At 39.9% G+C, this 13,473-nt stretch carries 10 protein-coding genes; 4 read left to right on the forward strand and 6 right to left on the reverse strand.

What is annotated here, in order from left to right; translation table 11 throughout:
- Positions 1 to 70: 70 nt before the first annotated feature.
- Both H4J54_RS13490 and H4J54_RS13495 read right to left on the reverse strand, forming a co-directional pair.
- Positions 71 to 736 carry a DUF2726 domain-containing protein gene (locus H4J54_RS13490; protein WP_182191442.1) on the reverse strand — a complete coding sequence of 222 codons (666 nt, stop codon included), beginning with the start codon at positions 734 to 736 and terminating at the stop codon, positions 71 to 73.
- A 182-nt stretch (positions 737 to 918) separates the two neighbouring features.
- Positions 919 to 1,551: a dUTP diphosphatase gene (locus H4J54_RS13495; RefSeq protein ID WP_182135907.1), complete on the reverse strand. Its 633-nt coding sequence runs from the start codon at positions 1,549 to 1,551 to the stop codon at positions 919 to 921.
- Between the two features lie 165 nt (positions 1,552 to 1,716).
- Between H4J54_RS13495 and H4J54_RS13500 the strand changes: the two genes are divergently transcribed.
- On the forward strand, positions 1,717 to 2,046 hold the full coding sequence (locus H4J54_RS13500) for a DUF2956 domain-containing protein (protein WP_182191705.1): 330 nt from the start codon (positions 1,717 to 1,719) through the stop codon (positions 2,044 to 2,046).
- Positions 2,047 to 2,272: 226 nt separating this feature from the next.
- On the opposite strand, the gene H4J54_RS13505 is transcribed toward H4J54_RS13500, so the two are convergent.
- The 3 genes from H4J54_RS13505 to H4J54_RS13515 all read right to left on the reverse strand — a co-directional run bounded on the left by H4J54_RS13505 (position 2,273) and on the right by H4J54_RS13515 (position 7,322).
- A complete protein-coding gene (locus H4J54_RS13505; RefSeq protein WP_182191444.1) occupies positions 2,273 to 3,655 on the reverse strand; it encodes a hypothetical protein in 1,383 nt (460 codons plus the stop codon).
- 174 nt (positions 3,656 to 3,829) lie between these two features.
- Positions 3,830 to 4,705 carry an outer membrane lipoprotein-sorting protein gene (locus H4J54_RS13510; RefSeq protein ID WP_182191447.1) on the reverse strand — a complete coding sequence of 292 codons (876 nt, stop codon included), beginning with the start codon at positions 4,703 to 4,705 and terminating at the stop codon, positions 3,830 to 3,832.
- 10 nt (positions 4,706 to 4,715) lie between these two features.
- Complete coding sequence (locus H4J54_RS13515) at positions 4,716 to 7,322, reverse strand: RND family transporter (protein ID WP_259367067.1); 2,607 nt, start codon at positions 7,320 to 7,322, stop codon at positions 4,716 to 4,718.
- 159 nt (positions 7,323 to 7,481) lie between these two features.
- Between H4J54_RS13515 and H4J54_RS13520 the strand changes: the two genes are divergently transcribed.
- A complete protein-coding gene (locus H4J54_RS13520; protein ID WP_182191449.1) occupies positions 7,482 to 7,793 on the forward strand; it encodes a metalloregulator ArsR/SmtB family transcription factor in 312 nt (103 codons plus the stop codon).
- 127 nt (positions 7,794 to 7,920) lie between these two features.
- Here the strand turns inward: H4J54_RS13520 and H4J54_RS13525 are convergent, their stop codons facing one another.
- The gene (locus tag H4J54_RS13525) at positions 7,921 to 8,940 is read right to left on the reverse strand and encodes a GlxA family transcriptional regulator (protein WP_182191452.1); all 1,020 of its coding nucleotides are present in this window, start codon (positions 8,938 to 8,940) and stop codon (positions 7,921 to 7,923) included.
- A gap of 135 nt (positions 8,941 to 9,075) precedes the next feature.
- On the opposite strand from H4J54_RS13525, the gene H4J54_RS13530 reads away from it, so the two are divergent.
- Together H4J54_RS13530 and H4J54_RS13535 are read left to right on the forward strand one after the other, a co-directional pair.
- Entirely contained in the window at positions 9,076 to 10,971 is a 1,896-nt protein-coding gene (locus H4J54_RS13530) for a beta-ketoacyl synthase (protein WP_182191454.1), read from the forward strand.
- Positions 10,972 to 11,217: 246 nt separating this feature from the next.
- Positions 11,218 to 13,440 carry a diguanylate cyclase gene (locus H4J54_RS13535; protein WP_182191457.1) on the forward strand — a complete coding sequence of 741 codons (2,223 nt, stop codon included), beginning with the start codon at positions 11,218 to 11,220 and terminating at the stop codon, positions 13,438 to 13,440.
- Positions 13,441 to 13,473 lie beyond the last annotated feature (33 nt).

Raw genomic sequence — 13,473 nt, forward strand, 5'->3', positions numbered from 1 at the left:
AACAAAAAAGCAGACAACAATGTCTGCTTTAGCTTTTATTTAGCACCTGATACCAAGGCAATAAATAAACTTAGTGAGGTAATGCCGCAACTTGAGCAGAAGAAACCTGTCTGGCCATAGCGGGCGTATCTTTTGCCAACATTGCTTGCGCGGCTGAAGAGGTGAATACACCGGATGGTTTTGGACGAGCTTTCACTAAAGGCGCAGGAATAATTCGACCTTTCACTTTGGGTGCCTGTGTAGGTGCATTATTACCTAATATCCGGCTATTAATACAGCTGCGAATTTCATCGATAGTGTAATTGGCTTTCACTTTTATACGAACATGTGGAATGGCTGCTGCTTCAAGTGTACCGCTAACAAACCAGTCTTTTTTAATTTTGTAGCCTTTACCTTGGGTGTCAACTAAATCAATTACGCCGAGTAATTTCATGCTATCGCGTTCACAAATAACAAAATCTAAATATTTGCTATTAGCATTATTTGTTGCCGTTTGGCCTGCTCGATTTGATACGCCATTGCGAATGCTAACAATATCGGCAAGTTTAACGCGATTAATAATGCGATACCTTGAGCCCATGGCTTGCTCAACCAGGTTTTGAAAGTTTTTTTCTGCGGGCGTAAACAGGGCAGTTTTACGATCGAAAGGAAAGGGGAAACTATTATCGTTTAAGCGGCTAACAAGCACACCAACAATAACAATTAGGCTGATCATGGCAAATAGAATGAGTTCCATATACATCTCCGGCAGTTCAATTTTTTGACGTTTATCTTAGTTAGCTAGATAAAGCAAAAAATGAGCCAGAGATGGTGTTATATGCTGAGTAGTGAATTAATAAAATTAATTACAGTTAAGGCTACAAGCAAGATGCTGATTTACAATGCTTTATTTTAATTTATTTACTTGTGTTACTTGTACTACTTTGGGTACTTAGCTTCTAATGCGACATAAAGTTGTTGCTGGAAATCAACCGCACTGGCGTCTAGGGTATTAACTAAGTTTGCTAACACTTCGTTATCTTCACCACCAGGCCAAATTTTAATATAGCTACCTTCTTTATAACCGTGATCTTGACGGAAGAAATTCAAGGTGTTTTTACCCACATATTGGCGAAATAGCTCGTTTAAATCCATCGACATTAAGCGCATGCAGTCCGCCAATGCTAAGGCATCAAAGGCTTTATCACTAAGGGCTTTCGATGCCAAGGCTTCTAAAGCAATTTTGAAATCTTGCTCGCCACTGTTTTGGCCTAATTCAGTGGCTAAGGTCTGGCTAATGTCTTCAATTGAGTCGCCAGTCATTAAACGTAAACTTAAGCCAAAATGAAAAATATCAACCAGTTCTAATTGTACTTGTGCAATGTCAATTTCTTGGTGTTTCCACCATTTCCAACCATGGTGATCTAGCATTTCTGCACATTCAACCCAAATGGCACGATACCATTCATAATTGTTATCTCGCCAGGTTTCGCTAACCCGTGAATTCATCGCATCTTGCATTGATAACATTTGTGTAATTTGGTTTTTTGCGGTGCTAAGTGAATCGCTCATGCTTGTCTCTATATTATAGGTATTAATCAAATTAGTTGCCGATAGTTTACCGCAGCAGCCATAAACTAATACGCTTTGTGGTTAAAGTATTGTGTTAATAATGGCATTATACAATCATTAGATAATGATTAAAAATAATTAGGGAGTTTAACTTTGACAGCTCAAGTGACGACAAAAGTTTCCAACGAAGTTCAAAATGAAGCGTTACGTGTTGCTAAAGGCACACAAAAAAAAGCACAAACCAAAGAGCAAACAAAATTGATTGCTCAGGGCATTGAAAAAGGCATCAGTGAATATAAGAAGCAACAAAAAGTTAAGGGCCGCGAGCGCGATAAACAACGTAAAAAAACAGTCGCAGCGAAAGCGAATGAATCAACCGAGACCATAGCCACCGAAAGCATTAAACCAGAAAGCTCAGCCAATAGCGCTAGAGCACTATCGGCTTTACCTTGGGTACTCTTGTTGGTGAGCTGGGCTTACTTTCTTTTGCTGTAAACCAGTGACCAGCAGATGAGTGTTTTAGTCATATCATCTGCTTACATTACCGGCTTTGCTAGGTTATACCAATTTCATTAATTAGGTGGTCTACTTTATACGCAGGAAAAATGGCCAAATATAAGGCATTTATTTTAATAACGAGTTGTTCTAATTATTAAATAAATAACGCAGTAGTGGGTTATTTTAACCAGTAAAAATGATCAGATAATTAGTGAGATTGGTATTAATACTGATAACGCACGCGTAACCAAGCATTGCTATTATCTTGATGTTGGCCAAAAAAAGAATACTTATGCTGGCCAAAAAAAACATTAGCGCCAGCACTTAATAACCATTGGTCATTATATTGATAATTAACAGCAGGTTTAACATAACCGTCTTTATCGCTAGGCGAATAAAAAGTAAAGAGTGAATAAAGCAGTGTTTGTCGTTGCGCGCGATAGCTTAAACGCAGGGTTAATAAGTGGCGATTTTCAGCCACTAATTGCTCAGGCACTAGGCTATTATCAACTAAAGCTTGATAATGCTTAGTGCGCTCTAGGTAATATTGCAGGCCTGCGGTGAAATTTTTCGCTAGCTCGCGCTCATAACCTATTAATAATCTGTGTTGGCCATTGGCGATCAGATCCTTATCTCCGTGCTGATCTTCAATGCTATTATACGCCGCGTATTCAAAGTTGACGATGCCGCCTTTAAACGGCGCTAAGGCACTAACGCCCCATGAATTTAGCTTTGGAAAATAAGCTTGATTTTGATTTTGGCTTGAAGAGCTATTCCCCGCTAGGTTTTCTACTAAGATTTTACTGCCCACAGGTGTTGGCCAAAAGCCTTGATAACCATAAAGTGAAAACTCAACATCATTAATACGGGTCTTTAAGCGAGCAGACCATTGTGCTTTATGGGTTTTATCGACGGAAAAACCTTGTTCTGGCGCGACTATTTGCTGTGCTTGCGGCGAATAAAATGAGAAACGTTCGCCAGTAATATAGTTATCAGGGGTGAATTCTGGTGTCCATACTAAGCTGAAATTAACTTGGTTAAAAAACCAGTTACTTCTAACACTGTTCGACGGCGCTTTTAAATATTCATCTGCTCGGCCAGAAAAAAAAGACTGCCAATCTTTAGCAAATAAATCATTGAGAAACAGATAGTCGCCAGTGCCCCAAGTTAATACTTGCCTGCCCACTTTTATATCAACAAAACTAAACGGGCTGGCACTAATGCTCAGTTCTCGGGTGTGAAAAATGGTTTTGGCCAGTACGGCATCATAGTAACTGTCAAGTTTGCCACTGGCCTCGAAAAGTTCATGGCTATAATCGAGATTGACTCTGGCGCTAACCTCACTCAGTGACGCGCTATTGTCGACAATATTATTTTGTAAAAATTGCCCATAGCCGGCCTCAACAAAACCGGTTAGTTGCCATGGTGACGGAGGTGGAGCTTCGACCCAGGCATCTGCCCATTCATCACTAGAGTCAGCTGTCTGCTGCGCCTTGGTGATATTTTCATTATTAGCCATAGCGGAGGTATTAGCTAAAATCAGCAGACTAGGTAGCAGTGTATTGAATAAAAACCTTTTGCTTAATAAACTATTATTAATGGTCATCACCTTCTTTAAATCAATCGTTTTGTCTTTAGCGCCTTATTATTTGCCTCTAAGGAGGCAATGAATAGCGGCGGGTCAGATTTATGCGGTTAACTTTCCGGGCTAAAATCTGACTAATCATAATACCTGTGCGAATGGCATAGGCATGATGGTTTTAGGTAAATAGTTTAGCGATTATTCTAACCAAGCTTTAGGTGGCGTGCGCATGCTGCGCTCACTAAAAATATTGTCAGGTAAGCCGAGGTTATATTTAACATGTCGAAATTGCATTTCGGTATAACTATTATTGCTTAGGTTGGTAATGCGTGATTTCATCACGGTGGCGATACCGTCAATGTTTTTGACTTGCAGTACCGTCATTTTTCGCGCTGCTTGATTGCTTTGGTCGAAATAGATAGTCTCAATCGGTAAAAAATTAGCTTTATCAATTTTCACTGTATAGCGACTAAATTCGACACTTTGTCGATCTTTTGCTACTGCGTTAATCAGGTAGCTGTCTTTATCTTCGCTGACTAAGGTAAAGTTGTCTTCTTTAGGATTGCGGCCAGAAACATCTTCATAATAAAAATGTGAACCAACAAAAGACGTGCGTTTGTCGCCAGCAGAAATACGCTTAACGAGATCGAGTGCCGGTAAAAATAACCAGCGATTGTCATCAGATTCAAGTTGTTTTTCGACGCGAAACACTGTGTCTTTGACATTGCTTGGCTGGGAAAAAAATACCAACATATCTTGATCACCCAGATCTTTTTCATCTTTGCGTAAAATGGTGAATTGGCGCATTTGGCGGTTACCGTTTTCATCAACAATAATCATCCGTGCTTCAGCGCGGCCATCGTCACCGGCATAATATGAAGCAAGGTTGGCTTGATCGATAATATCGCGCACTGGTTTTGTTGTTAGCTTTGTCGTAACACTTTCATTGCCTAGCGGCGCAAGTTCTGAGGCCTGTAAGGTAAAGTGAGTTGCTAAAAGTAAGCTAAACGACAAGGCAACTTGGCCACTAATTTTTGCTGCTTTTATTAGATGATTACTTAGATTAATGCTCATTAGGGTGTCCTTATGATTGTGCTAAATTTTTTGTTGTTTTAGTCTTATTACGCCGAGCTAATAGTGTCAGTATGGCCGGTAGTAATACTAAGGTGACTAAGGCGGATAAAATCATGATGCTGGCTAAGAAAAAGCCCACCGTGATATAGGGCATCAGTGGCGATAACAATAATGGCGTAAAACCAATAGCAATAACAATGGCATTGCGGGCGATAGCACGGCTAGGTTCTTGAAACATAGCTTGTAATGCCAAACTTAGGCTTTGCTTTTCAATTTCAAGTTCGCGCACACGCTGAAGAAAATGAATGGCGAAATCAATAGACAAGCCCAGTGTTAATGCTGAAAGCACCGCGATAGGCATATCATAAGCTTTGCCAAACCAGCCCACTAATCCGTAGATCATGGTGATGGTAAAGGTCAGGGGCAGCATGGCTAATATGCCATATTTTATCGATCTAAAGAGTAGCACCATGATAAAAAACACCACAACAAATGACGACAGTAGGCTATCGATCATGCCGCTAACCATGGCGTCTTGCCAAACAACATTGAGGTATGACTTACCGGCCCATTGATGCTGAACGTCGATAGGGGGCGGATTGGTAACTATGTAGTCGTCTAACCAACTCACCACGCTAGCCATATGCTGATTGTCGCCACTGCTCATTTGCAGCCATAAAAGTGTCCGTTGATAATCTTGGCTAACAAAGTGTGATAAATCTTGTGGGCGATGAGACGATTGAAATTGCAATAAGGTTTGTGCGACACCATTACTGCTACTAGGAATAGCAAAGTCTTTATCGTCACCTGAGTTTAATTCACGGTTAACGGTACTAATGATATCAGTCAAACTATTAACCTTGCCAACATCGCCAACATCGCCTGCATTGACAATAGCGCTTTGTAATGTGGCGAGCCAATTAAGCATCTCAGGGTCGGTAAATATTTTTTGGGCATTGTTCGCTTGCGCGCTGACCTTATAAAGTTGTTCAAGCCAAGGTTGCTCTAGCGCGCTTGCGCTAAAGCGAAAGTCATCAAGCTGTATTAATAAATCTTGCGTGAAAAAACTGACTTTCTCATGGCTATTATGCTTTAACCACTGTTTATAACGCTCTGCAATAGTGGTTTTTGCTTCGCTCTCATTCGCACCGTCAAGTATTTCCCTAAAGCTATTAAGGGCGGTTTGTGGTGGTGGCTGGTTATTACTAAACACTATCCAAGCATCATAGGTTCCGGCAAAGTGTTGATTAAGGACTTTATCAGCGATACGAATTTCATGATCCGCTTTAAACCAATTCACTGGGTTGTCATTAATGATAATGCGGTTAACACCGACTAGGCTGACCGCAAATAAAGCGATAAAAGCGATCAAAATAAGTTTGCCACGTTTAATTGAAAAAGCGCCTAATTTCTCTAGGCTGGTGGCTAATTTACCTTTTTGTTCCATCAGTGCGATAGCGCGCTGTAATTTGGCTAAGGTTTCAGGCTTCATGCGGGCGATATAGGCGGGGATATAAGTAATGGTTAACACAAAGGCTAATAAAATGCCGGTACCGATAAAGGCGCCAAAAACTTTTACCGGTGGAATAGGGGTTAACATCAAGGAATAAAAGCCAACGGCAGAGGTAATTGAGGTAAATAGCATGGGTTTATATAAATGCCCCATCACTTTTTTAATGGTTTTTGACCCGTCATCACCAGCTTTAAAACGATCGGCAAATTCTGATAAAATGTGCACCGAATCAACCACAGCTATCGGCATCAAAAATATCGCGATCATCGAAGACATAATATGAACGGTAAAACCTAAGCCAATTAAGCTGCCCATGATAATTAATACTGTTGCCATAGCCACCACCATAGGGGCAATGATCAAGGCAAAATTGCGAAAGAAAAACCACAGTAATAAAAATATTGCTAAACCCGCTAATGGCGCCGCGACACCCATCTGAACAAACATTTCGTAGCCAAATTGGTCTTCAGCCACAGGCAAACCTGTGATGTGAATGGCTAAATTATCTTGCTCAATAGTGCTGATATTAGCGGCTAAGTGACGAATTTGTTCAGCAATAATATAGCTTTGATCTTTGGCGATAATGGGCACATAAATGGCGACCGCTTTGTTGTCGCCAGAGACTAAGGTGTTGTTCAGCATAGGTAAACGTTTCACTGCTTGCTGAATGTCTTGGCTTGCTTTAAGTGTCGTTGGCGCTTGTTTCATCAGGTATTCAAATAAAACACCTTGGTTAACACCTTGCTCGTTAGTTAACTGGCGAATATTGTCGACAACATTGAGCGATAGTAAATCTTGTTTAATTACGCCATCAAGTTGGAGAATTTGGTTAGTTAATTGCTCAACAACGCTTAAGATTTCAGGTGTAAAGATAGTATTTTTACTGACTAAACCAACGACAATCATATCGCGCATCAGAAAGTCAGTTTTTATTTGATTGTGAAATACCCGCGCCGGTGCATCTTGGCTGAGCATATTTTCAGGATCAGTATCAATGGCTATTTGGGGTAGCATAGCCACACTCAATAGTGTGATCAGCAATAGTAAGCTATAGATGACTTTTGGCTTTGCAATGGCAAAATTTAATACGCGTTGGTAGTTCAAAATGCTTCCTCGTCTACGTTATAACATTCTTTATAACATTAAGGTATATTAGAAAAATGTAATGTACTTTTATATTAGCAGTATCTAATGTAATATCCAACTATAAATAACTTTACGCGATAAAACGATTTTTTTGCGATAATGAATAGCGAGTAATAAATGGCCGAGTTAGCCGCAATTGATATAAAAGAAATGCGTAATAATGCTTCGCAAGCTGCGGACTTATTGAAAGCCATGAGTAATCAACATCGGCTGTTGATTTTATGTCACTTGGGCGAAAAAGAAATGTCGGTGAATGAACTCAATAATTTTGTCGATTTGAGCCAATCAAGCTTATCGCAACATTTAGCCAGATTACGTCAAGATAATTTAGTTAAAACACGGCGCGAATCACAAACCATATTTTACAGTATCGCCAACCCCTCAGTGGTGAAACTGATTAGCTTGTTGCATAGTGAATTTTGCGCATAAACTTTAATATGCCCAGTACTACAACTCACACGCGAAAGCTTAAGCACTAAAACTTAAGCCCTAGAACTGAAGCACTAAAACTCAAACACTAAGATAGGACAATAAAAAATGTTCTTACCTTAGCGGCTTAGTCGTTACTAAATAATTTTCGTCTCACCATCGCCCGGTAAGCTTTTGGCGTTATATTTAGCCTTTGCTTAAACAGGCGCGTAAAGTTTGCTTGGTCTTGATAACCGACTTGAAAAGCCACTTCTTGAATGGATAAATTACTCGCTGCTAATAATTCCTTCGCGGTTTGTATTTTTAATTTCTGCCAATATTGTGTCGCACTCATGCCGGTGGCGTATTTAAATCGGCGGGTAAATGAGCGCTGACTGATGCCGAACTGCTGCGCGATATCATTTAAGTTTAACTCAGTATTTAAGTTAGTTTTTAACCAAAATTGAATTTGGCTGATTAATTCATCAGGGTGGCGATCGACCGCACCTTCTAAATAACGCTGTTCTTCGTAAGGCTTTCTAATTTCATGGGAAAAGTTTCGCTCTACTTGTTGTGCGGCATTTTGGCCGTAAATCTGAAAAATAATATGCACCACAATATCAGCTAAGGCATTGACACTGGCCGCACAATAGGTGCGTTCAGATTGGGTGATAAAAAAATCTGGCTTCAAATCTACTTTTGGATAATCACGTTTAAATTGCTCCACATAGTGCCAATGGGTTGTTGCTGGGTGATAGTCTAAAATACCGGCCTCAGCCATTAAGCAAACACCGGTACCACCGCCAATTAAAATTGATCCTTTGCCCCAGATCTCACTTAACCACTGCAACATTTTTGGTTGTTGAGCAATGGTTGGTCTGGGGTTGCGCCACAAACTAGGAATAAAGGCAAAATCAGGCCGCTGAGCATGGTCAATGTCAATATCAGGTAGTAGTTTAATCAAAGCGCGAGTTGATATCGGTTTAATGCTTTCAGCAACCATTTGAATAGACAAACGCGGTGCATGGCGGTTTGCTTGCAAAGCCACCGCTTCGCCCGCACGTAACATTTCAACCGGCAGGCTGACGCTGGTTGCTAGCATTTGATCATAAAGCAACAAGGCAATCTTGATGGTATTGTCTTTACGGCGTTTAAATTTTGTCTTCATTAACCTCATCACTCTTTATTCTACTTGTTTGGCTATTTTGACATATTTTATGGCTATAAATGAATGTTATTTATTTTCGCTAACTCTTACACTGAGCAACATAAATATTAATATTTGAATTTAAAGAGATTTTTCATGACTGCGTTACCTATTATAGTTGGCATGGGCGGTATTAATGCCGCGGGTAGAACATCGTTTCATCAGGGCTTTCGCCGCATTGTTATTGATAAATTAAATGCTGAAGCTCGCCAAGAAACTTTTGTTGGTTTAGCAACATTAATGAATTTACTGACCAGTCAAGACGGACACTTGCTTGATGCCCAAGGTAAGGTAGTTGATAAATCTGAGGTTGAAAAACGTTTTGGTGAAGAAATTTTAGCGGGTACACTCATTCGCAAAATTGAAAATGAACATTTTGACCCTGATGCGACGCCATGGCAGCAAAAATTGACTATGGACACTGGCGAAAAGGGTATTAGCTTTGAAACCCGTGCCCGTGATTTACCTAAGCCATTACCGCGTACATGGCAAATTACTGAACTAGCAGATAAACGTGTTCGTGTTGATATTGCCGGTGAAATTGAAGTCAAACATGATTCAACTCGTGATAACCCCATTAAAGCCGCGGGCCAATTTCCAACAGGTTTTAAACCCGCCAGTTTATATAACAGCCGTTACCAGCCACGTGGTTTACAAGCGACTATTTTTGGCGCCGCCGATGCTATTCATTCTACGGGTTATAGTTGGAGTGAAATTGTTGATAAAATTTGCCCAGATGAAATAGGGACATATTCCGCCTCGGTATTTGGTCAAACCCAAGCTGAAGGCTTGGGTGGCATGATGCAAAATCGTCAAAAAGGTGAGCGTGTTTCAACAAAAAATTTAGCCCTTGGTTTAAACACCATGTCGACTGACTTTATCAACGCTTATGTTACTGGCAGTGTCGGAACAACCTTTACCTCTACCGGCGCCTGTGCCACTTTTTTATATAACTTAAAAGCGGCAGTACAAGATATTCAAGCAGGGCGTATTCGCTTGGCAATTGTCGGTAGTAATGACTGTGCTATTACGCCTGAAGTTGTTGAAGGTTTTGGCAACATGAGTGCACTGGCCAATGAAGAAGGTTTGAAAAAAATTGATGGTAATGGTGTCGCTGATCATCGTCGCACTAGCCGCCCGTTTGGTAATAACTGTGGTTTTACCATAGGTGAAGCCGCGCAGTTTATTGTTTTAGTGGATGATGCCTTAGCGCTAGAGCTTGGTATGCATGTTTTGGGTTCAGTGGCGGATGTTTTTACTAACGCCGACGGTATTAAAAAGTCAATTACAGCACCAGGACCCGGTAATTATATTACTATGGCAAAGTCAGTTTCCTTGGCTAAGTCGATTATTGGCGCGGAGTCAGTTCAACAACGTAGCTTTATTTTAGCGCATGGCTCGAGTACCCCGCAAAACCGTGTTACTGAATCGTTAATTTATGATCGTATTGCTAAGAGTTTTGATATTAATAATTGGCCTATAGCAGCACCTAAAGCCTTTGTTGGCCATACTATTGGCCCAGCCAGTGGCGATCAGGTAGCTATGGCGCTAGGCATATTTGCTCACAATATTATGCCGGGTATTACCACCATTGATAAAGTGGCCGATGATGTTTATAACGAGCGTTTGAATATTGCTACTGAGCATTGGCATTGCCAAAACATGGATGTCGCCTTTATTAACTCGAAAGGTTTTGGTGGCAACAACGCCACAGCGACCTTGTTTTCTCCAGCGGTAACCTTAGCGATGATGGAAAAACGCCACGGCGCTGCTGCGATGCAAACTTACCGTGATAAAGCCACTGTGGTAGAACAAGCAAGAGTTAAATATCAAGCGCAAGCCGATAGTGGGGATTTTCAAATTATTTACCGTTTTGGCGATGGTACGTTAATGGATGATGATCTTACTATTACGGATGAAGATATTAGTGTCAGCGGTTTTACTAATAAAATAGTACTACCCGCAAAGAACCCGTTTGACGATATGGTTTAAGCTTAATAAAAAGTTAGAAAATTTACCAAAAGCCCTGCAATGATATTGACAGGGCTTTTGTATTTAATGCATTATAAATAACTGTTATATTTATATTTGTATGAAGTTGCTAATATTCTATGGTTGATAAAGAATATTTTGCTTGGAGGGGATTTTTTTAATCACTTTTTAATCACTTTCGCAGCTTTCGTCACTATACAGTTCACATTATAGTAATTTAATAACCATTGGAATGGTGCATTATATATGGCTATAGCGCCTATTGAAATTGCTCTAAAGCTTGACAATGATGATGACATTGTTATGCCTAAATCTAGTCAAAGCGGCCCGATCTTCTTAGCCTTAGCTTTAGGCTTAACTGGCGCTTTGCTCAATAGTTATCCAATAGAGCTCGCCTATAGTATTTTTTTAGTGCTTGGTAACCTTGCGTTTATTATTGCCGCCGCCTATCTTCGCCCCGCATTGACCCTACTATGTGCTTTGATTTGTGTCGCGCCTTTGTTAATTATTTGGGGTCATCCCCTTGGTTTTTTAACTTTTGGCTGCGAAGCGCTTTTTGTTTCTTATTTGCGTAGTCGTGGTTGGTATTTACCGACAGCAGATTTTTTGTATTGGTTGGTTATTGGTATGCCACTGACCGCAGTGTTAATTGAATTCACTACGTCTAATGCGTCAGAATATTTAATATTTTCTTTGTTTAAACAAAGTATCAATGGCATTTTTTATACTGCTTTAGCTGTTATCTTGATTTTTGTCTTTGATGATAAATTGAGTGGTTGGATAAAGTCACAACAACCACCGCTAGTGAAAAATCTCAAACAATACTTGCAGTATATTTTATGGGTCATGTCGGCTTTTTTTGTGGTCGGCGTTTGTTTGTTTTTAAGTCGAAGTTTAACCAATATTCAAGATCAACAATTTCAAGATAAGCTTGATATTAGCAGTCAATATGTGGGGCGTATTATTGAACGTTATGTTGATGAGCATCAGAAAGCCATTGCCCAAGTAGCGAATACGTTATCGGTTATTGAACCCAATCATTATGACGATGCCTTGACTAAAGTACATAAAATGTACCCTGGTTTTTTGACTATGCTGATTGCCAATCAGGATGGCAACTTAGCGACTTCTTCACCGCGTGCTTTAATGGAAAACCTGCCCAAAAGTGGCTTTAGTGTTGCCGACCGCTCGTATTTTTCCCAAGCCTTTTTTCAGCAATCGCTTTATATTTCTTCAGTTTTTTTGGGTCGAGGTTTTGGTGCCGATCCTATCATTGCTATCAGTGCGCCAATTTATGCTCACGATAATGCTAACAAGCAGACTAAACCTGTCGGTATTGTTGAAGGTTCACTAAATCTTAATCTGTTTGAGCAGGTTAATCGTTATGCTGGCAATGATCGCGAAATTGATCTGGTATTAACTGATGAAAATGACAATATTATTTATGCTGATGCAAATTTAGCGCTGGCGACATTGTCGAAATTTAATTTTTCTTTGGATCAAGCGGATGCTAAAAACCAACTACTGACGATTGACACTTATGGTGCCAATAAACAACGTTATTTACACCGTCAATCAGTACTTAATAATGGCTGGAAAATATTTGTTTTAATTGGGCATAGGCAAATTTTAGCCTTAGTAGTGCAACAATATTTGACTATTTTTATCTCGTTATTTGTTATTTTTATTTTGGTGGTTGCTTTAGCAAACCAATTTGCCCGCACTTTGAGTAGACCATTAGCATTTGCTTTAAAAGAGCTTGCTCAGGGGGGAGGTAAAAGCGGTTACAAAACTATGCCTTATGCGGCGCCTACTGATTTTTTAATCCTGTACGAGGAATTACAGCAGTCAAAAGAGCGTTTACTTAAGCAGCAATTTATTTTAGAAGATAAAGTAGAAACACGTACCCAAGCATTAAATGAAGCGAATAGGGCCCTAAAAAAATTAGTTAATAAAGATAGTTTAACCGGTTTATATAATCGTCGTTATCTGAATAATAAATTTGGTGAGTTACAAGCGATACTGGCGCGAAATAATGCCACTATGTTGCTGGCTATGTTAGATCTTGATCACTTTAAAAAGCTTAACGATGAATATGGTCATTTAATGGGTGATCGCTGTTTAAAATATGTTGCTGAAGTCATGAATAATAAGTTCCCTCGCCGCAGTGATATTGTGGCACGCTTTGGTGGTGAAGAATTTATTATTGTTGCGCAACATGATGAGCAAGGCATTATGCTAGACAAGCTTGAAGAATTACGTCAAGAAATAGCCCAGCATCGATTCGAACATGACACTGGGGAGTTTATCAGTGTCACTATATCTATTGGCGTGGTGACGGCTAATGCGACATATTCTGAAAAAATTACTGATTGGATCACGCTTGCTGATGAACAACTCTATCAAGCAAAAGACAATGGTCGTAATCAATTATCGATAAATCAGTTAGCGCATATTAGCCATAACTAAGCTTAGTTATGGCTAATATGCGCATAAATTATG

Origin of the sequence: Colwellia sp. MB3u-8 (genome assembly GCF_014076985.1) — a bacterium.
Classification (GTDB): Bacteria; Pseudomonadota; Gammaproteobacteria; order Enterobacterales; family Alteromonadaceae; genus Cognaticolwellia.

What these genes read in the sequence shown, in the direction of transcription:
- H4J54_RS13490 (WP_182191442.1), bottom strand. Translation starts at nt 736, where the DNA reads ATGGAACTCATTCTATTTGCCATGATCAGCCTAATTGTTATTGTTGGT.
- H4J54_RS13495 (WP_182135907.1), bottom strand. Translation starts at nt 1,551, where the DNA reads ATGAGCGATTCACTTAGCACCGCAAAAAACCAAATTACACAAATGTTA.
- H4J54_RS13505 (WP_182191444.1), bottom strand. Translation starts at nt 3,655, where the DNA reads ATGACCATTAATAATAGTTTATTAAGCAAAAGGTTTTTATTCAATACA.
- H4J54_RS13510 (WP_182191447.1), bottom strand. Translation starts at nt 4,705, where the DNA reads ATGAGCATTAATCTAAGTAATCATCTAATAAAAGCAGCAAAAATTAGT.
- H4J54_RS13520 (WP_182191449.1), top strand. Translation starts at nt 7,482, where the DNA reads ATGGCCGAGTTAGCCGCAATTGATATAAAAGAAATGCGTAATAATGCT.
- H4J54_RS13525 (WP_182191452.1), bottom strand. Translation starts at nt 8,940, where the DNA reads ATGAAGACAAAATTTAAACGCCGTAAAGACAATACCATCAAGATTGCC.
- H4J54_RS13530 (WP_182191454.1), top strand. Translation starts at nt 9,076, where the DNA reads ATGACTGCGTTACCTATTATAGTTGGCATGGGCGGTATTAATGCCGCG.
- H4J54_RS13535 (WP_182191457.1), top strand. Translation starts at nt 11,218, where the DNA reads ATGGCTATAGCGCCTATTGAAATTGCTCTAAAGCTTGACAATGATGAT.